Source organism: Pseudomonas sp. PS01300 (assembly GCF_029960155.1).
Taxonomy (GTDB): domain Bacteria; phylum Pseudomonadota; class Gammaproteobacteria; order Pseudomonadales; family Pseudomonadaceae; genus Aquipseudomonas; species Aquipseudomonas palmensis.
Window position 1 is genome coordinate 12,874 of the sequence record NZ_JASCPN010000064.1, and the last position, 18,423, is coordinate 31,296.

Genomic DNA, 18,423 nt, shown 5'->3' on the forward strand with positions numbered 1-18,423 from the left:
GTTAGTTCCTTACAATGACGCCCGGAAAAATGTGGGCGAATGATCGCTTTTCACGGGCTCTGGCAGAAGATCAAATTAGGAGCAACTGTTGGCCAAGAATGTATGAGCGGTATTGAATGGGAAAGCCAGCGTGTATTTCTCGCCGTGTTGCGCTCTGGTAGCCTGAGCGGCGCGGCGAAGCTGCTGGGTATCGCCCAGGCCACTGCGCGCCGGCGCCTCGACTGTCTTGAACACGCTCTCGGTGTGAGTCTGTTCACCCGCACACCTCAAGGACTGACGCCTACTGCCGGAGCGCAGCGCCTGATCGAACATGTGGAGGCCATGGATCTGGCCGCGCAAACCTTCAACCGCATGGCCAGCTCTGAAGCGTCGATGGATCACGGTACAGTCCGGCTGACCTGTGGCGAGTTGCTTGGCGTCGAAGTCTTGCCCGACCTGCTGCGCCCTTTCCATTACGAACACGTCGGACTCAAACTTGAGCTGAGCATAAGCGATGCCCTTGAAGACATCGCCAGGCTGCAATCGGATATTGCGGTGCGGCTGATGCGGCCCAATGAAGCGGATATCACGGTGCGGCGTGTCGGCAGTTTGCAGATTGGCATCCATGCCAGTGCCGGGTGCCTGGAGCGCTACGGTAACCCAACCTCCCTGCTGTCGCTGCGCCAGCGACCGCTGATCGGGCCAGACAGACGCTCAGCGGATTTGCGTCGGTTTATCGACTCTGGTCTGTGCGATGCCGACCAGCATTTCGCCATTGCCTCTGATCATCACCTTGCTCAGCTGGCCGCTCTGAGAGCGGGCTTAGGCTTCGGGCTCTGCCCGACTCAAATCGCAAAATCGCACCGACTGGTACATGTGCTACCACACGATTTTGGCTTTGAGGTTGAGGTGTGGATCGCAATGCACAATGACCTGCGCAAAATTAACAGGATCGCTCAGGCGTTCGAGGTTCTTGGAGAGCAGTTACATCAGTATCTATGCTTAGCCGATCAGTGAGCAGCGTAGGTCGTGGCATCCACTGCTTTGTCTAAACGGCTGCAATGGGTCGAAAGCCGCCGCTCCGGACTGACCGCTCCCGACCCATTGCAGCCGTTCAGCACTGGCAGATTTCGATCCCTCGCGGCCAGTGCTCCCGACACTTACAGTTCCCGAGCCCAAGTCTGGCTGACGAGGTCTTTTCCGAAGCTGTGTACCTGTTCTTCTTCGACCAAATGGAAACCTGCTTTCTGATAGAGCTTTCGGGCATCGACAAGCACACTGGTTGTCCAGAGGATCATGTGCTTGTAGCCCGCGAGCCGCGCAAACCGAATACTCTCTTCCAGCAACCGATTGCCGATTCCCATGCCCCTGGCGCTCGCGTCAACGTAGAGCATCCGCAGCTTGGCGGTCGTCTGGTCATGTTTGACGACAAAGACCGAACCGATAACTGTGCCCTCTTTTTCCGCGATCCAGCATCGCTCGCAGGACGGGTCGAACTCACGAAGGTAGTTGGCGACGATTTCCGCTGCAATGGGGTCACGTTATCCGTATAGGATGTTGCTCCATGCGAGTGAATCTCCAAACACTCCCGACGCGATACCTTCAGCCTCAACCAAGGTGATATTCGCGCCTTTATCAGCCAGGTGTTACGCCAGCGAAGCGCCCACGATGCCGGCACTAATGACAACGACTCGTTTGTCCAGAGCATTTCCCATAGCAACCTTCATTCTGTAGACCTGAAGGCGGTTTCAGTGTCTGCCTCTGGTCGATTTCTGCTTGTCGTAAGGGGCAGCAGTTGTCGTCCAGAAAGCAGATGTAAATTTGTCTGAAGTGGCGAAATAGCTGCCAAAATCATCGTGTTAAAACGCCGCCTGAAATGGCAGCAAGATAAGCGCGTGAGTGTTGTTGGCACTGGAGGGTAGCGAAAAATCGTTCAGCTACTACGGTAAGCGTCATCAACGACTATAGTCATTGGTGAGCCAGAGCGAATCTGACCATTCCCCTGCCAACCTGGCCTAATCCAATTCCGCGATTACACGGCGGATCTTCTTGTGTTCCTTGATGCGGAACGTGAACGTTTCGCTGCCGAAATCACTCAGGCTCAGGCTGAGATCGAGGTAGCGTTGTCTTTTTTTGAACCCCTTGATGGTGGATGGAGTTATCCCGCCGGGCACGTCGCATCCCACTGAGCACGTCCCAACCACCCATCTATCAAGGTTCAAGCTATGAATACTTTAGAGTTCGATGATGCACAAAAAACCAATGGCGACCGGGTTCAGGGGCCGCTGCCGGCCGGCACTGTCGCGCCCGACTTCACTCTTCAAGCAACCCCTGATCAACAGTTGTCGCTGCGTGAGCTAAAGGGAAATACCGTGATATTGGCGTTTTATCCCGCTGACTGGACTTCGGTGTGTGGTGACCAACTGACTTTGTACAACCAGTTGCTACCCACATTCAGAGAATACGGTGCGGCGCTACTGGGTATCTCGGTTGACAGCGCCTGGTGTCATCAGGCCTTTGCCAAAGATCGGAATTTTCACTTCAGCCTGCTGGCCGATTTCGAGCCCAAAGGGGCTGTGGCACGACAGTATGGAGCGTACGAGTCCCAGCTCGGGGTTTGTAAGCGTGCGCTGTTCGTGATTGACAAGGACGGGATGGTTGCCTGGAGCTACGTCTCCCCGATGGCAATCAACCCGGGTGCGGACGGTATTCTGGATGCGCTGGATGCTTTGGCGAATTCGCCACAAAGCACGCCAACCAAAAATTAACAGGTGATTAGATGGCCACTCTCAAAGTCCCGGTAAGTGCCGACGACCATCGCCAGGGAAGTGCGCATGCCAAGGTCACCTTGGTCGAATTTGGCGACTATGAATGTCCCTATTGCGGTGAAGCTTATTGGATGGTCAAGAATCTGCAACAGCATTTTCGCGATGACTTGCTGTTTGTGTTCCGTAACTTCCCTCTGACCACCGCTCACCCCCATGCATTGGGTGCAGCGGTCACCGCTGAGTATGCCGGGAGTCGAGGATTCTTCTGGGAGGCCCACGACGGATTGTACGAAAATCAGGATCGATTGGGCCTGCCGCTGTATCGCGCCATCGTTCTCAAACACGGCCTTTCCAGGGAGGAATTCGATCTTGCAATGCAAGAGGATACTTACATTCCCAAAATACAAGCCGATTTCAATGGCGGTGTACGCAGCGGCGTGAATGGCACCCCAGCGTTTTACATTGACGGGCTTCGGTATGACGGAGTTCCAGAGTTCATCGGGATGAGTCAGATGATTGAGCTTTTGTTAGTGCGTGGACGAAATCGCTAGAGAGCCAAATCGGCTTGGCATCACCCACATCGGAGCCGGGGAAAATCCAACGTTAGCTTCCTTTTACATTAAAGAGGTGGGCACGGAGCCGGCAACTAATGAAATCTTTGAAGTATTATGAAGGAAATCGACACGCCACATGGTTGGAGTTGTTTTTTGACCTGACTTTCGTTGTTACGATAGGTCAAGTTACGCACACTCTCGGACATGTTCATGATGGGCACTTTGAACATAAGCAATTATGGACATTCTTACTGCTTTTTGTGCCGTTGTGGTGGATCTGGTCCAGTCACACGATTTATTCCAACAGGTTCGATACAGACAGCAATCTTCACCGTTTGGCAACATTATTCATAATGCTCCTGCTCATTGTGCTATCGGCACGGATCGGGGAAGACTTGGAAGTGAACTACCCGCTCATTATTGTCTGCTATTCTGGTATACGTGCAATCATCAGTGTTATGTATATTTCATCCGTTAGTAAACTCGATTCTCGCGGCGAGCTTTCCTCAAGGCTTGGCTTCGCCCTATTAGTTAGCGCAGTTATTAGCCTTTCATCCGTTATTTTTGACCCGCCCTTGCGTTACCTTGTTGCTTATATTGGGATTGTTCTTGATATTCTGTTTCCTGTATTTTTCTGGACTAAACTAAAACCGTTGCCAGCACACACAGAGCACTTGGTTGAGCGCATAGGCCTACTCACCCTAATCTTATTGGGGGAGTCAATTATTAGCCTTTCCGGAGGCTTATCTAACATTCAATGGGGTTATTATAATGTGATGGCGGCCATCACCGGATTTATCATGATTTGCAGTATCTGGTGGATCTATTTTGATAGTTTTTACTTGCTGAACAAACATCAAAGCAGGATGAGTGGGCACGCCTTAATCTACTCGCACCTTTTTCTTTTTATGGGGCTGGCACTTCTGGCAAATTTGATTAGGCATGCGATCCTGAACGACATTGCGATACGCGATTTCCAGATTATGTCGATCACCGGCATGGCCTTGTTTTTCCTAGGTAAGCAATATGGCTATTTCATAGCCGTGAGTAGAATAAGGAAATACATCCTACAAAACACGTTGATAGTGTTTTCTTTGGGCGGGTTAGTCGTGTTTTTACCCCGCGTCGAGTACATATTGGTCGGCCTGACAGCAACCATGATCTCTTATGTTTTTCTAAATTTCAGATATCGTTGAATCATCATTATCAGACCAGAGGGTGGGACCAAGTGAGCAAGTGGCTGACTTGCGGTTACATGCTGCCCACTACGTCGTTCTCACTGCTCGTGCGCTACTCGCCGCTACCCTTGGTCTATTTGGGTTTGTAATCCTGGTATCGTCGACCATAGTTAAGAGTCTCGGATGCCCCTCTTAGCTATCGCGATCTGATAGCGCCAGCCGCATCGTAACAACAGGAGCCACATCATGGTCAAAGTAGCGTTGTTCGTTCGCCTAAAAGCAAAACCCGGGAAAGAAAAGGATGTAGAGAGCTTTCTTTTGGGTGGCCTTCGGTTAGTGGAGGAGGAGCCAGCCACTACAGCCTGGTTTGGAATCCGCTTGGGGCCGTCCACCTTTGGCATCTTTGACGCATTCCCGGATGAAGCGGGCCGGCAGGCTCATCTTTCGGGCAAGGTCGCGGCGGCGCTTATGGCAAACGCTGCCGAGCTATTTGCCGAACCGCCATCAATCGAGAAGGTTGACGTCCTTGCGGCCAAGCTACCCAGCTAAGCAAACCCAATAGGAAGCTCCAGTCAGTACTGGGAGGCCCACGATGTATTTTGTGAAAATCAGGATAGCCTGGGCCTGCTGCTGTTCCGGGCGGTGATCAATCAAAACACTTGTATTGAAGATAAATGTCATGGCTAAAGTGCCGTGTCCAGGATTCATGCCATGCTTGCGCGCTCGGTATAAGTGAAAGGATACGCGCGCAAATCGTGTCCAGGGACGGCGTGGAAGCCGCACAGAATCTGCAAGGCAACGTGCTCATCACGGGTTTAGGCTGGGTAGGGTAGATTGTTTGCCGGGCACCGGTCGCTCATGGCGCGAAGATCTCCATCATTGATATAGAACCGGAGGTCATCCGCGCCGTGACACCTTATGGTTTCGTCAAGTGAGCATTCGTCGGCGTAGCAGTGACCGATGTTCAATGAGCTGCCTGACGCGGCTGCACTCCGAACTGCGCAACGATGTGCGTACCCAATTCCTCAATAACTTCCACCGCAGGGCGCTTGCCGTATTTGAGATTGAGAATGACGTGGTCCACGCCGATTTCCTCAAGCGACTCCAGCAAAAAACGTAGATGGTAACGTCCAAGTCTGAACCCCAAATGGATACGTGTGGGTGGCGTTGACGGATTCTCATCGAGATCGATGTACAGCGACTGAGTAAAGGGCTTATACACAGAACCACATTGTTTCGTGACCTCCAGTCGCCAATCTTCCACGACCAGCCGCTGCATGTTCGGAATGCGTGGATAGTTGATCCATCCGTTGCTCTCACGCGCGATCCAATCCAGTGACTGGCGACTGTTGCCGGTCACGAGCATTGGAATGAATTGGGTGGTCGGTTTCGGAATCAGGTCTGCGCCTTGCATTTCACCAGTGCTCCAGTGGATGGGCTCAAAACTGGTGCTGTGGGCGCGGCGAATCACTTCGTAGTGTTCTCGAAAGATCTCTCCACGCCTTTCGGGATCGACGCCAAATGCCGAAAACTCCACTGGCCGATCTCCCGAAGCAACCCCCAGAATCAAGCGACCAGTGCTCAACTGATCTACGCTGGCAGACGCCTTGGCCGTGTGCAGGGGATGGTGCAGCGGGATGGCGATGGAGGCGGTGCCAAGTGCAATCTCCGAGGTATGGGCGGCCATATAACCCAGGTAAACCCAGGGGTCGAAGACTTGGCCGACATCGCCGAAGCCAGGGTCGCGAAGCGGCACGTCGCGAAACCAGAGCGCGCAGAAGCCCAGCGCCTCGGCTTGTTTAGCCAGTGTGACCTGGTTGAGCATGCTCGGAGTGTCCCCGTCGAACGCCTCCATGGGAAAGAATAATCCAAGGCTCAAATGCCCCTGAGTGAAGGTTCGGCTGAACCCTCGATGCTGCTGGTAAGGAATCGTGCTCGGCCGATACATACGGATTGACCTCATGGCAGAACGTGAACAGCGCCCCCGTTTCCAGAGGTGCTGCGGCATCGGTAACTTTTGAACGGCAGGTGGGGGGACTGGGTCTGGCTTTTACCCGTTGCGCCGTACTGCTGGTCGTGTGGACCGGACTCAGGGGGCAGTTGCTGGCGATAGGCGCGGGTTGGTCCGGGTGGGTGTTAAGCGGACGGTCAAAGGAAGTCAGATCTCTCGGCTCTATACCACCAGATGGGCAAGGCGTTCGAGGAATCATTCTATAAGCGTAGGCGGTTTTGCAGCTCTCCGCCATATTCTTACAATCGGGCCGCTGGTGGGCGAAAGTCGCGTATCGAAGGCAGTTATCGGTCGTTTCCTGCCATTCCAGAACGGCCGCTATTGGCCGATAGCGGTCAGCCAACGTGTCTCAAAAGGGATCGAGCCGTGCGTCGATGCCAGCCTGCTTAGCCAGCGAGATCAGGTTTTCGACGCAATCTTGCTCAATGATGCAACCCACATAATCGGCGCCGCCTGTATCCACATGCAGAAAGCGCTTCCCGAACCCGGTCAGCCATTGATCGAAATCGATCAGCACTTGCATCAGTGATGGCGTCTCTTCCAGCTTGTAGGCATAAATCTGGTCAATGCCGCTGGCTTCAATCAGTTTCGGTGCCAGGTACTTGAAATCATCGAAGCCGTGCACGTCCACGGCCATTAGAACCAGATTATTGAGTAACTGGCCTTTATCAGCGTCCAAAAGACCACTGACCAACGCGGTGGCCGGGTCTTCACCTAGGTTGTAATAGCGCGACACCCTTCTCACGAGACGCGCACGTTCCTTTTCAGGCAGCCGCGCCAACAGGGCCTGGGTGAACGTTTTCAGTTGCGCACCGAATGGATAAAGCTCACGCATAATCGCGGCATCGCTCAACCTTGGTTCATCGGGTGGGGGTTGTGTGAAGCGATCGCCGAACAATCGACTGAACAAGCCCATCGCCGTTTATTCTCCTTGGTGGGTAAAGCCTCTGGCGCGAAGCTTACCCCAGCGGTTCGATGACGGCGAATAGGGTCAGGGTTGACATCTATTCAGTCTACGTGTGGCAGCAATCGACCCATAGCAGCCATTCACGAAGGGCCGCATTCGGCCAGTGCCGCAGCAGTGGGCCGCAGCATGAGTGCGAAGTCCTTTAATTACTCGACCTTTTTACCTGGCAATGGGGCCGTATGAATTTCGTCAAACATAGCGGTTGCCACTGAAGCAGCATAAACAATGTATTTCACATCACTTTCTTTGCTCTTGACTTCATAGATTTCACAAAGAAGACTTTTGTTGTTCTTGGGCAACGCTGCAGGCGACCAGGATGAAGGGCTCTTGAAGTTATACTCAGGGCCTTTGTACATTAAGGATTTTATGCCAACAACGGTACGCTTGTATTTTTGTCTGTCAGGTCTTTTGGAATTTTCATAGTCCCCTATAAATGATCCTAAAGAACCGGAGACAACATCTATGCACTCCTTGTCTAGCGCGGTCTCATAATCAGCAGCCGCGTAGGTTCCAACGCTGCCATGGTTGGAATAGAATTTTTGACGGGGCGTCAATTTCTCTTCTGGCTGCTTGGGTTTATATTCATCACCCTCGAAATAATATTCGATGTACCCTCGCGAAATATCCACCCTGTTGTATATTTTTCTCTTTTCTATCACGTCTTCGAAAGTGTACCAGCGATGCTCAATTAGTGTGTGCTCGACGTCTAGCCCGCTCGCCATCACTTTTAAAGAAAGCACGGAGCCGAACAGGATATATGCAATGTTGATACTTTTCATGAGCTCGCCCAGGGCATGGTTTTTTAAAGTTTACTTGATTCTAGCCAGTGCACGATAGAGTTGTAAATTTATCTAATAGCAAAATCAACACACTGGATCATGATCGACAGGTAGACCAGCGCATCTTCGAGCTTGATGTCTTGGCGCACGCAAAACCGGGGAGTGTGATTGCCGTGGCAACACACGGGGCAGCGCCTGTCGCTGGAGCATACCCCCCGGACAAGCCGTATGGCCTTACTGGCCGAACGCCTACCGGTTATCCGCCAGGCCTCGATGGCCAGTGGTGTGCGGGCCTCGCGCCACGGCGCGCAGGGTGTGCGCCAGCATGTCTTCAGCGCTGCGCTCACCGTCGACTCGCAGGACGGGCGCTGTCTGCCTTGAAAGCCACGCCTCGTGCCGCACACGGCTTCGGCTGGAAAACGCCGGGTCGTCATACTGGGAAGCCCATTCGCGAAAGGCCAGGTGAATGGCATGCATGTCACCACCGGGCGCGATGCGATTGCCAAAGCGCTGCTGTTCTCGTGCTGCCAGTCGTTCCAGGCGAACAGGTGTCGGCGTGATCACGAACACGATCAGGTCGACATGCGCGATCAGCGCATCACCCCAGCCATCGAACGAGCCGGTCAGTACCCAGCCCTGATCACCGAGTGCCTGTTCGATCAGGCAGACGCGTTCGGCGGGTGGTCGCTTGGTAGTGAAGGGTGGGTTGGTGGGCAGCCAGTAGAAGTCATCGACATCGACATGCCGCAGGTTCAGCGAGCAGGCCAGGTTGTGACCCAGGGTGGTCACGCCGGCACAGGAGGAGCCGGTTATGTAGATACGCATTGTTCTGTTCATGCGCCATCCTACCCCGGCGGTCTGTCAGGGCGAAGCGCTCCGGCGCGTCAGCCCGGGTGGCGTTGGTGCGGGTCACAACACGGCGCATCCCTGCGCCACTTCACATCAGAAACTGTACTTGGCCGTGAGCATCATGTTGCGCGGTGTGCCGTAGGTGTCGCCGCCATAGCTGGTCGAGTTGGAGATGGACGAGTAGTACTTGCGGTCGAACACGTTGTTGGCGTTCAGCTGCAGGTCCAGGTTGCGGGTCAGCCGGTAGCCGGCCATCAGATCGGTGACGGCGTAGCCACCCTGTTCCAGGCGATAGCTGCCACCGTTGGCCAGCGCCACGTCGTTGTACAGGCGGCTCTGCCACGACACGTTGCCACCCACGCGCAGTTTCTCCAGCGGGCCCTGGAAGCGGTAGGTGGTGGTCAGCTTGAACAGGTGCTCGGGCGTGTCGGTGTCAAAGCGCTGGTTGACGTTCTGCGGGTTGGCGGCGTCCTTGAGGGTGTGCACGCGGGCATAGGTGTAGCCACCGCCCACCTGCCAGTTCTCGGTCAGCGCACCCTGCAGCTCGAAGTCGATACCCTGGCTGCGGATCTCGCCCGAGGCCTCGTAGCATTCGGTCTGCGGGCAGTTCGGCACGAACACCTGCACCGCGCGGTTTTCCTGGTCGATGCGAAACAGCGCCAGGCTGGCGTTGAGCGCACCCTCGAAGTACTCGCCCTTGATGCCCACCTCGTAGTTCTTGCCCACGATCGGCTTGACCGGGGTGCCGGAGGTGCCCTTGCTGCTCTGCGGGGTGAAGATGTCGCTGTAGCTGACGTAGACCGAGTGATGCTCGTCCAGGTCATAGATCAGCCCGGCATAGCGGGTGACGTTGCGGGTGACCTTGTAGTCGCCGTCGCCATCGCGGTTGTCGTAGTCATACCAGTCCAGGCGCCCGCCCAGGATCAGCTTGAGCGGGTCGGCCAGGCTCAGGCGGGTGGTCAGGTACACGCCATCCTGGGTGGTCACTTCGCGGCTGTTGCCGGTGTGGGTGAAGTTCGGCTTGCCGGCATTGATCGGCCAGTTGGGGTCGTAGGGGGCATAGTTGTGGGTGGTCATGTCGTAGATGCGCTTGCTGGCACCCACCACCAGTTCATGGGTGCGCCCCAGCGCCTCGAAGGGCCCGCTGACAAAGGCATCCACGCCGGCCTGGTTTTCATCGTGGGCCGACTGGTACACGGTGCGTGCCAGCGTGTTGTTGACCCAGCGCGACTGGTACGAGCCGGAGAACAGCGCGTTCTGCTCGGAATAGTTGGCGTTGACCTGCAGCTTCCAGTCGTTGGCCAGGCGCTGGCGTACCTCGGCAAAGACGGTATTGATCTCCTGGTCCTTGTTCTCCCAGGGGGTACCCGGGTTGTACGAGCGCGGCAGGTTCAGGTGATGGCCGTCCAGGCCGATCATCGAGGCGCCCCAGAAGTAGTTGGTCTTGTCCTTCTGATTGGAGAAGCCGAGGGTCAGGGTAGTGTCGTCGCTCAGGTCCGCCTCGGTGATGGCGTAGAACAGGCCGTGGGTCTCGTCCACGCCATCGACGAAGCTGTTGCTGTCGCGGTAGGACGTCACCACCCGACCGCGCAGGGTGCCGCTGTCGTTGAGCGGGCTGGAGGCATCGACCTCGCCGCGGTAGTCGTCCCAGCTGCCGGCCGCACCGGTGAGGGTGACCTTCTGTTCGGCCAGCGGGCGCTTGCGCACCAGGTTGATGGCAGCCGAAGGGTTGCCCGCACCGGTCACCAGCCCGGTGGCGCCGCGTACCACCTCCACCCGGTCGAACATCGCCAGGTTCGGCTGGGCGCCCACAGTCCAGCCCTGGTAGCCACTGGGGATGCCGTCGTACATCAGGTTGTCGATATCGAAACCGCGCGCCGAATACGTCTGCCGGCCAGGGCCGCTGGAGAAGTCGAGGAACAGCCCCGGGGTGGCCTTTACCACGTCGTTGATGCTGGTCATGGCCTGGTCGTCCATGCGCTGGCGGGTAATCACGGTAACGGCCTGGGGCGTTTCGCGCAGGGTCAGCGGCAGCTTGGTCGCGGTCGACATGGCGCCGGTGGTGTATGACTGGGTGCCTTCGGTGGTGCTGCCCAGTTGAGTGTTGACGATTTCGGTGGCGCCCAGCTCCAGGGTCGCAGCCTTGGCTGGCTGCGGTGTCGCAGAGCTGTCATCGGCCAGGGCGGGGGTCAGGGTGGCCATGCAGATGGCCATGGCCAACAGATTGCGGGGCAGGCCGGAGCAATGCGGCGGGGTAGGGCGCGACATGAAGGGTTCCAGTGGTAGTGATAAATATAATACATATGAGAATCGTTACCAAATGATGTGTCAAGGTGTGTCGCAATAAATAGCGGCGTTCTGGCCGATGCCGCGTCCTCTGCTAGGTTTCTAACCATCACCTTTTGTCACCCCACCCCCAGGCATACAGGCAAGGAAGCACCCGATGAACAAGACACCCCTGTTTTTCAGTGGATTGCTCGCTACCGCGGTACTGCTCGGTAGCACAGCGGCCCAGGCACAGACCCAGCCGGTAGTGCAGGTTTCCGGGCCTGAAGCGGATGTGAAGGTCACGGAAACCTACGTGCGGATGATGGCCAGGGAGGCGTACTTCTGGGGTTGGCCCATGGCCAACATCTTCAACCGCCGGCAGAAGTTCAAGGACCTGCCCGAGGCGGGGTTGATGGGCGGCATCGTGCCTGTGGCGCCGATCAACCACCTGTCGATGCTCACCGACTACATCTCGCCCGGGGAACGGCTCGTGGCCTGCCCCAACCAGGATGTGGTGTATGGCGCAGGCAGCATCGCCCTGGACATCGAACCCGTGGTGATCCAGGTACCGGACTTCGGCGACCGTTTCTGGGTGTACCAGATGGTGGACCTGCGCTCCGACAGCTTCGCCGAGCTGGGCAAGATGTACGGCACCAAGCCCGGCTTCTACCTGCTGGTGGGCCCGGACTGGAACGGCAAGGTGCCGCAGGGCATCACCCAGGTGTTCCGCGCCAGCACCAACACCGGGTTCGTGATTCCACGGGTGTTCCAGGACGATACCGACGACGATCGCAAGGCCATCCAGCACTATCTGTCGGGCATCGACATGTACCCCTTGTCCAAGTACGACGGCAAGCCCAAGCAGCGTGACTGGAGCCAGTCGCCGAAATTCCCGGCCGAGGCGGCGGGTGAAGAGGAAACCCGCTGGGTGTTCCCGGAAACCTTCTTCGACGAACTGCCGGCGATTCTCAAGGATGCCAGGCCGCTGCCCGGCGAAGAGGCGCGCTATGCGCAACTGACGGTGCTGGCGCAGATAGCCCAGCGCGATCCCGAGCTGAAGAAAGCCATGATCGACGAGGCGCAGAAGGCTGACAGCGAGGTGGTCAAGCCGTTGCTGCAATTTCGCAACTACGGCCAGCAGTTGCCCCACCACTGGAGCACCATCAGCAACGGCGCGGCGTTCGGCACCGATTATTTCCTGCGCACCGCGGTGGCCCGTTCGAACATCTTCGTCAACAAGCAGATCGAGACCAAGTACTTCTACCAGGACCTGGATGCCTCCGGCACCCGGCTCAACGGTGGCCAGCGCTACAGCGTGACCTTCCCCAAGGGCGCGCTGCCGCCGGTCAAGGGGTTCTGGTCGTTGACGCTGTACAACCAGCAGCACTTCTTCGCCGAAAACCCCTTGGGGCGCTACTCCCTGGGTACCAAGAACACGTCGCTCAAGACCAACCCCGATGGCTCGCTGACGCTCTACGTACAAAGCGATTCGCCCGGCGCGGACAAGGAGAGCAACTGGCTGCCCGCGCCCAAGGGGGCCGACTTCTCGCTCTACGTGCGGGCCTACTGGCCACAGGCGGCGGCGATGAACGGCCAGTGGACGCCGCCGGCAGTGGTCAAGGTCAACTGAACGGATTACCCCATCGCGCCACGAGGACACCTCATGAACCGCTTGAGCAGCACCGTGACGGCCCTGGCCGTAGCCATTTCCCTGAGCAGCGTGGCCAATGCCGCCACCCGGTACGAAGAACTGGCCAACCAGCCCTTCGAAAAGGGCTTCCCGACCGAAGCAACCGCACGCAGCCTCATCGACGAGCTGGTGTTCCAGCGCGCCGTGCAGTCGTACCTGTGGGCGTTGCCGGCGATCAACATCTGGTCGATGAAGGAGGCCTCCGAGAAGCACTTCGGCGCCGGCTACAACATCCTGCCCACCTGGAAGAAACGCATCAACGCCAAGACACTGGTGACCACGCCCAACTCCGACCTGGTCTACGCCATGAGCTACCTGGACCTGGCCAAGTACGGCCCGCTGGTGGTCGAAGCCCCGCCTGGGGTGCAGGGCATGTTCGACGACTTCTTCCAGCGCCCCATCGTCGGCCCGACCATCGACGGCAAGACCTGGCGCGGCGACGTGGGCCTGGCCGGCCCTGACAAGGGCAAGGGTGGCACCTACGTGCTGTTGCCGCCGGGCTACAATGGCCCGGAGCCGACCGAGGGTTACGTCTATCGCTCGCGCACCAACAACGTGTTCCTGTTCTGGCGCACCTTCTTCAAGGACCCCAACGACCTCAGCGTGCCGGTGGCCGAGGTCGAGCGCACCAGGATCTATCCGCTGGGCAAGAAGGACTCGGCACTGGCGATGCAGTTTCCCGATGCCACCGGCGCACCGATCAACATGCTGTTCCCCGAGGACGGTCGCTACTTCGACATGCTGTCGCGCTTCATCGACGCCGAAGCGGTGGACCCGGCCGACATGGACATGCGCGGGTTCCTGCACACCCTGGGCATCGAGAAGGGCAAGCCCTTCGCCCCGGATGCCGAACGGCGCAAATTGCTCGATGAAGCGGCGCGCACCGCGTTCAAGATGAGCAAGGTGGTCACCAGCCACCTGCTGCCCAAAGAGCCTGGCGGCCTGTACTACAAGGATCGCCAGTTCGTGAACACCTTTGCCGGGGAGAACACCGAGTTCCAGGCCAGTGGCACCTTCACCAACCTGGAGCAGCGCGTGGCGTTCTTCACCTCGGCCTATTCGGACAGCCCGGGCATGGTGATGAACCTGGTCGGCGCCGGTGCCAAATACCCGGCCACCACCCGCGATGCCGAGGGCAAGTTCCTCGACGGTGCCCACACCTACAAGCTCAACCTGCCGGCGAACGTGCCGGCGGCCTTGTTCTGGTCGGTTACCGCCTACGACAACCTCACGGCATCGGGCCTGGACAACGGCCAGCCGTTCCCGTCGCTAAACCAGATGGACAAGCCGACGCCCAACAGCGACGGCTCCACCGACATCTACTTCGGCCCCACCTCGCCGGGCGAGGGCAAGAACTGGATCAAGACCCTGCCAGACAAGGGCTTTCTGGTGATCGTGCGGTTGTATGGGCCCAAACAGGCGTTCTTCGACCAGAGCTGGAAGCCGAGCGACCTGGTCAAGCAGTGAGGGTAGTCCAGGCGGCCTGGAACAACTAGTACCCAGGGCTCTTCTTCTGAAGAGCCCTAGGTCGATTTCAAATACCGATATAACGTCTGGCGACTGATATCGAAATCACGCGCCAGCCGGGATTTACTTTCTCCCGCGCGGGCGCGCTCAATTAAACTTACAACCTGATTGTCGGACAGTTTCTTCTTTCGACCTCGGTAGGAACCCCGATTTCTTGCAGTTGCAATACCGGCGGCCTGTTTTTCGCGCAGTGCCGCGCGCTCGAACTCTGCAAGCAACTCCATGGCCGCGACGATGGGGCCCGCAACTTCACGGCCGTCATCTCGGAATGTCAGGTTTTCATCCACAAACTTGAGCGTGACCTGTTTTTCGATCAAGCGGCGAATGAAGTTGCACAACTGCTCGGTATTGGCCGAAAGCGAGGCCATGCTGTCCACGATCACGGTATCCCCGCACTGCAGGTAACGCAGCAGCTTTTCAAAGCCTGCGCGGTGGGTGGCCGTGTCTGCAGGGGCATCGTAAAACACCGCGTCGAAGGCATCGGGGCTGGCTGGGCTGGGTACGCTGGCATCGGGTTTCGGTGAGGCGAGCCGGCAATATCTGATGCGATGCAATCTCATGATGCCTCCTTGGCAATACTTGTACGGCGTCGTTTTATAACTGTACAACCTGTAACTAAATTAAAAATCCTTACAGGTAACTGTCACGCTGAACCCACCCAAAATACACAGTTGCAAAGACTTTTACTTGCCTTATCATTTTGAAGCTTGAAAGGATCTTAACAAGCTTCACGCAAACAGTCGATTTGCGTTTATATAATGCGCGCATGCATTCACCTACCCGTTGTATAGCCCGAACAATTGACGCGGCCGGTTTGTCCTGGCGGGGGATTGTCCGACACAAACAGAGGATGAGGTATGAAAGTCTTGGAGGCAGCAATGGAACTTGAACGCCCCACTACCGATCAGCAAAAGATTGATCATGTTACCCGGCGTATTACCGAACATGGTAATTACCTGCGCCAGCGCTATCCGATCCTGCAACATCAGAATGCGCTGGGCGCAGGTGTCATGGCGGTGTCGCTGATCGGCATGGTGGTGAGTGGGGGGCTCTACCTGCAGGGGTCCATTCCTGCCTGGGGCTGCATTCTGATCAACGCGCTGCTGACCTCGTTCATTCATGAAATAGAACACGATCTGATTCATCGTCTTTATTTCAGAAAACAGCCGCTGGCGCACAATGCCATGATGTTTTTATGCTGGTTGGCTCGGCCGGGAATGCCCAGCCCCTGGTTAAGGCGAAGTTTGCACTTTCATCACCATAAAGAGTCAGGCACCGAGACGGATGTGGAAGCCTGGATCACCACCAGTGGCAGCCCCTGGGGTGTACTGCGGTTGTTGAAACTGGTGGACGGGTTCATCTTCGGTTTTCTCAATGCGGTATTTGCCCCAGGCTGGCGGGAGAAAGTCCGCTTGCTGGTCAAGATCGTCCGGCTCAATACACCCTTCGGGCTGTTGTACTGGGGTTGCTGGTATGTGTTTCTCGGCTACCACCTGTATGCCTGGCTTGGCGCGGTCAGCGGGCACGAGGTGCACAGTTCCGCGACCACCTTGGCGGTGATGGACGTGGTCAACAGTGTGGTCGTGATTCTGGTCGCGCCCAACCTGATCCGGCAGTTCTGCCTGTTTTTCATCAGTTCGAACATGCACTATTACGGTGATGTGGCACCGCGCAATGCGCTGCAGCAAACTCAGGTCATGAACGCCTGGTGGCTATGGCCGTTCCAATTGTTCTGCTTCAACTTCGGCAGCACCCACAGTATTCACCACTTCGTTGTCAGGGACCCGTTCTACCTGCGCCAGATGACCGCGCCTTATGCGCATCAAGTCATGGCCGAGGCCGGTGTTCGGTTCAATGACTTCGGCACCTATAAACGCGCGAACCGTTATTCCCTGGCACACACGCACACGCGCTCGCGTGGATGAACGTTCCATCAACCTGTGTGTTTGAGGGGGCGCCCCAGGGGGCGCAGTCGGTAGTCAGGTTCACGAGCCAACAGTAATGCGTTCGGGTCTGTCAGGCGCCGAGACAATCATTGTCGCCTGGCAGGTCTGCTACGCAGCAACGTCGCTCGGTTACAGGGCAACATTTCAACGACGAGGAAGACGAGGCATGAAAGCGCAAGGGATATGTGCCCAGCCCTTCGAGGCGGTCCGGCAGGCCTTCGAAGCGATGTTCGATGATCCGCAGGAGCGGGGTGCCGGGCTCTGTGTGCAGGTGGACGGGGAGCGGGTCGTCGACCTGTGGGCCGGTGTGGCGGACCAGGAGGGCGGCAGGCCCTGGACGCACGACACGCTGGCCAACACCTTCTGTGTTGTAAAACCCTATGTGGCAGTGGCCATCCTGATGCTGGTCGAGGCGGGCCGGCTGGAACTGGATGCGCCGGTGGCCCGCTACTGGCCCGAGTTCGCCCGCAACGGCAAGGCCAGGGTCAGTGTGCGTCAGGTGATGAACCACACCGCCGGCCTGCCGGCGCTGCGGGGCCCCGACCATAACCCGATGATGTATGACTGGGAGCACATGGTGCGGGTGCTGGAAGACGAGCCGCTGTGGTGGGAACCGGGCACCGACCTGGGCTACGGCACCACCACCTTTGGCTGGATTCTGGGCGAGCTGATTCGTCGGGTGGACGGGCGCGACCCCTGCGCCTTCATCCATGAACAGATGCTGGACCCCCACGGCCTGGACGTGCACCTTGGCGTGGACGAGACGCAGTTTCACCGTATCGCTCGTTTCGACAGTGCCTCCGGGCGCGTTGGCGACCCCTACTCGCAAGCGCTGCGCACGGTGGTGAAGAGCGAGCCCTCGCATATCGCCACATTCGCCTTCACCAACCCCGGCATGGTGCCCCGGCGCACCAGTGACCCGCGCTGGTGGGCCTATCGGCAACCGGGGGTGTGTGGCCATGCCACCGCTCACGGCCTGGCCGGTTTCTACAGTGCGCTGCTGGCGGGCCACTTCATCGGCCCTGAACTGCTCGACGAATTCACCCGAGAGCACAGTCATGGCATGGATCGGGTATGGATGCGGCCGATGCGCTACGGGCTGGGCTGCATGCTGGAGCAGCAGGTCGACCCGGCGGCTACCCACGCCATGGGCCCGGACACCTTCGGCCATATCGGGCTTGGCGGCCCGATCAGCTTTGCCGACCCCGAGCGGCGCGTGAGTTTCGGTTTCGTCACCACGACCTCGGGCGGCCACAGCATGATCGATCCGCGCCCCGGCCGGCTGTCAGCCCTTGTCTATGCGGCGCTTTGAGCAAGGCGCCAGCGCGCAGCGGCGGCTGGGCGCGGGTGGCGTCGCTCACCTCGAGCCAGCAGGGATGTCCCGCGGCTGATCCACATCCCTGAGGACGCCCGCATCCTCCACCGGCACCTGGACGCAGGCGTCGTGCGCGCCGCGCACGATGTCCTTGCCGCCCTGATCGCCCTGCAGGCATGCCAGGGCCGGCCAGAACTGTCGACCGAAGATCACCGGATGCCCACGCACCCCGTGATGCAGCGGCAGCACGATCTGCCGGGCGTTGCACAGGGCCTTCAACTGCTTGAGCGTCTGCCCCTGCACCCAGGGCATATCGCCCAGCAACACCGCCACGGCCGGGGCCGGTGACTGTTCCAGCGCACGCACCCCGGCTGCCAGGCTGCTGCCCATGCCCTGGTCGGCCTGCTCGGCCCACAGGACCCGTACCCGCCCGTCAATTGCCAGGTTCGCGGGATCGTCCCCGGGCCTGAGTACCACCCGGACGTCGTCGAACGTCTCCAATGCCCGTGCCAGCGTGGCTGCCAGCAGCGTTTGCCCCGACGCCAGCCGTGGGGGGGGCGGGGGGGGGGGCCGACCGCCCGGGCCGCCGGCC

Annotated in this window: 16 protein-coding genes and 3 pseudogenes; 10 read left to right on the plus strand and 9 right to left on the minus strand. The window is 58.0% G+C overall.

The window, feature by feature from the left end:
* Positions 1-39 precede the first annotated feature (39 nt).
* On the plus strand, positions 40-996 hold the full coding sequence (locus QMX96_RS22630; protein WP_078480192.1) for a LysR family transcriptional regulator: 957 nt from the start codon (positions 40-42) through the stop codon (positions 994-996).
* A 143-nt stretch (positions 997-1,139) separates the two neighbouring features.
* On the opposite strand, the pseudogene QMX96_RS22635 reads toward QMX96_RS22630, so the two are convergent.
* Both QMX96_RS22635 and QMX96_RS22640 read right to left on the minus strand, forming a co-directional pair.
* Positions 1,140-1,505: pseudogene (locus QMX96_RS22635) on the minus strand (GNAT family N-acetyltransferase); the annotation flags it as partial.
* A gap of 18 nt (positions 1,506-1,523) precedes the next feature.
* Positions 1,524-1,694 (minus strand): annotated as a pseudogene (locus tag QMX96_RS22640) (FAD-dependent oxidoreductase); the annotation flags it as partial.
* Positions 1,695-2,204: 510 nt separating this feature from the next.
* On the opposite strand from QMX96_RS22640, the gene QMX96_RS22645 reads away from it, so the two are divergent.
* The 5 genes and pseudogenes from QMX96_RS22645 to QMX96_RS22665 all read left to right on the plus strand — a co-directional run.
* On the plus strand, positions 2,205-2,747 hold the full coding sequence (locus QMX96_RS22645) for a redoxin domain-containing protein (RefSeq protein WP_043862990.1): 543 nt from the start codon (positions 2,205-2,207) through the stop codon (positions 2,745-2,747).
* A gap of 11 nt (positions 2,748-2,758) precedes the next feature.
* Positions 2,759-3,298 carry a thioredoxin domain-containing protein gene (locus QMX96_RS22650; protein WP_012051936.1) on the plus strand — a complete coding sequence of 180 codons (540 nt, stop codon included), beginning with the start codon at positions 2,759-2,761 and terminating at the stop codon, positions 3,296-3,298.
* A 98-nt stretch (positions 3,299-3,396) separates the two neighbouring features.
* Positions 3,397-4,497 (plus strand): low temperature requirement protein A, encoded by a 1,101-nt coding sequence (locus tag QMX96_RS22655; RefSeq protein WP_282362481.1) that lies wholly within the window; start codon positions 3,397-3,399, stop codon positions 4,495-4,497.
* Between the two features lie 228 nt (positions 4,498-4,725).
* Positions 4,726-5,028, plus strand: coding sequence for a hypothetical protein (locus QMX96_RS22660; RefSeq protein WP_043862987.1), 303 nt, complete (start codon positions 4,726-4,728; stop codon positions 5,026-5,028).
* A gap of 194 nt (positions 5,029-5,222) precedes the next feature.
* A pseudogene (locus QMX96_RS22665) lies at positions 5,223-5,405 on the plus strand (potassium transporter); the annotation flags it as partial.
* Between the two features lie 38 nt (positions 5,406-5,443).
* On the opposite strand, the gene QMX96_RS22670 reads toward QMX96_RS22665, so the two are convergent.
* The 5 genes from QMX96_RS22670 to QMX96_RS22690 all read right to left on the minus strand — a co-directional run bounded on the left by QMX96_RS22670 (position 5,444) and on the right by QMX96_RS22690 (position 11,353).
* On the minus strand, positions 5,444-6,427 hold the full coding sequence (locus QMX96_RS22670; protein WP_043862986.1) for an LLM class oxidoreductase: 984 nt from the start codon (positions 6,425-6,427) through the stop codon (positions 5,444-5,446).
* Positions 6,428-6,839: 412 nt separating this feature from the next.
* Positions 6,840-7,406, minus strand: a complete 567-nt coding sequence (locus QMX96_RS22675) for a hypothetical protein (protein ID WP_123752480.1) — start codon at positions 7,404-7,406, stop codon at positions 6,840-6,842.
* A gap of 197 nt (positions 7,407-7,603) precedes the next feature.
* On the minus strand, positions 7,604-8,236 hold the full coding sequence (locus QMX96_RS22680) for a hypothetical protein (protein WP_043862985.1): 633 nt from the start codon (positions 8,234-8,236) through the stop codon (positions 7,604-7,606).
* Between the two features lie 249 nt (positions 8,237-8,485).
* The gene (locus QMX96_RS22685; RefSeq protein WP_282362485.1) at positions 8,486-9,061 is read right to left on the minus strand and encodes an adenylate kinase; all 576 of its coding nucleotides are present in this window, start codon (positions 9,059-9,061) and stop codon (positions 8,486-8,488) included.
* 117 nt (positions 9,062-9,178) lie between these two features.
* Entirely contained in the window at positions 9,179-11,353 is a 2,175-nt protein-coding gene (locus tag QMX96_RS22690; protein WP_282362483.1) for a TonB-dependent siderophore receptor, read from the minus strand.
* Positions 11,354-11,528: 175 nt separating this feature from the next.
* On the opposite strand from QMX96_RS22690, the gene QMX96_RS22695 reads away from it, so the two are divergent.
* Positions 11,529-12,983, plus strand: a complete 1,455-nt coding sequence (locus QMX96_RS22695; RefSeq protein WP_282362484.1) for a DUF1254 domain-containing protein — start codon at positions 11,529-11,531, stop codon at positions 12,981-12,983.
* A 33-nt stretch (positions 12,984-13,016) separates the two neighbouring features.
* Entirely contained in the window at positions 13,017-14,510 is a 1,494-nt protein-coding gene (locus QMX96_RS22700; RefSeq protein WP_043862979.1) for a DUF1254 domain-containing protein, read from the plus strand.
* A 56-nt stretch (positions 14,511-14,566) separates the two neighbouring features.
* Here QMX96_RS22700 and QMX96_RS22705 read toward each other — a convergent pair whose 3' ends face one another.
* Entirely contained in the window at positions 14,567-15,130 is a 564-nt protein-coding gene (locus QMX96_RS22705) for a recombinase family protein (RefSeq protein WP_043862978.1), read from the minus strand.
* Positions 15,131-15,427: 297 nt separating this feature from the next.
* Here QMX96_RS22705 and QMX96_RS22710 point away from each other — a divergent pair, with 297 nt between their 5' ends.
* Both QMX96_RS22710 and QMX96_RS22715 read left to right on the plus strand, forming a co-directional pair.
* On the plus strand, positions 15,428-16,495 hold the full coding sequence (locus QMX96_RS22710) for a fatty acid desaturase (protein WP_043862977.1): 1,068 nt from the start codon (positions 15,428-15,430) through the stop codon (positions 16,493-16,495).
* Between the two features lie 187 nt (positions 16,496-16,682).
* Complete coding sequence (locus QMX96_RS22715) at positions 16,683-17,828, plus strand: serine hydrolase domain-containing protein (protein ID WP_078480182.1); 1,146 nt, start codon at positions 16,683-16,685, stop codon at positions 17,826-17,828.
* Between the two features lie 45 nt (positions 17,829-17,873).
* Here QMX96_RS22715 and QMX96_RS22720 read toward each other — a convergent pair whose 3' ends face one another.
* The gene (locus QMX96_RS22720) at positions 17,874-18,377 is read right to left on the minus strand and encodes a nucleotidyltransferase family protein (protein WP_349016795.1); all 504 of its coding nucleotides are present in this window, start codon (positions 18,375-18,377) and stop codon (positions 17,874-17,876) included.
* Positions 18,378-18,423 lie beyond the last annotated feature (46 nt).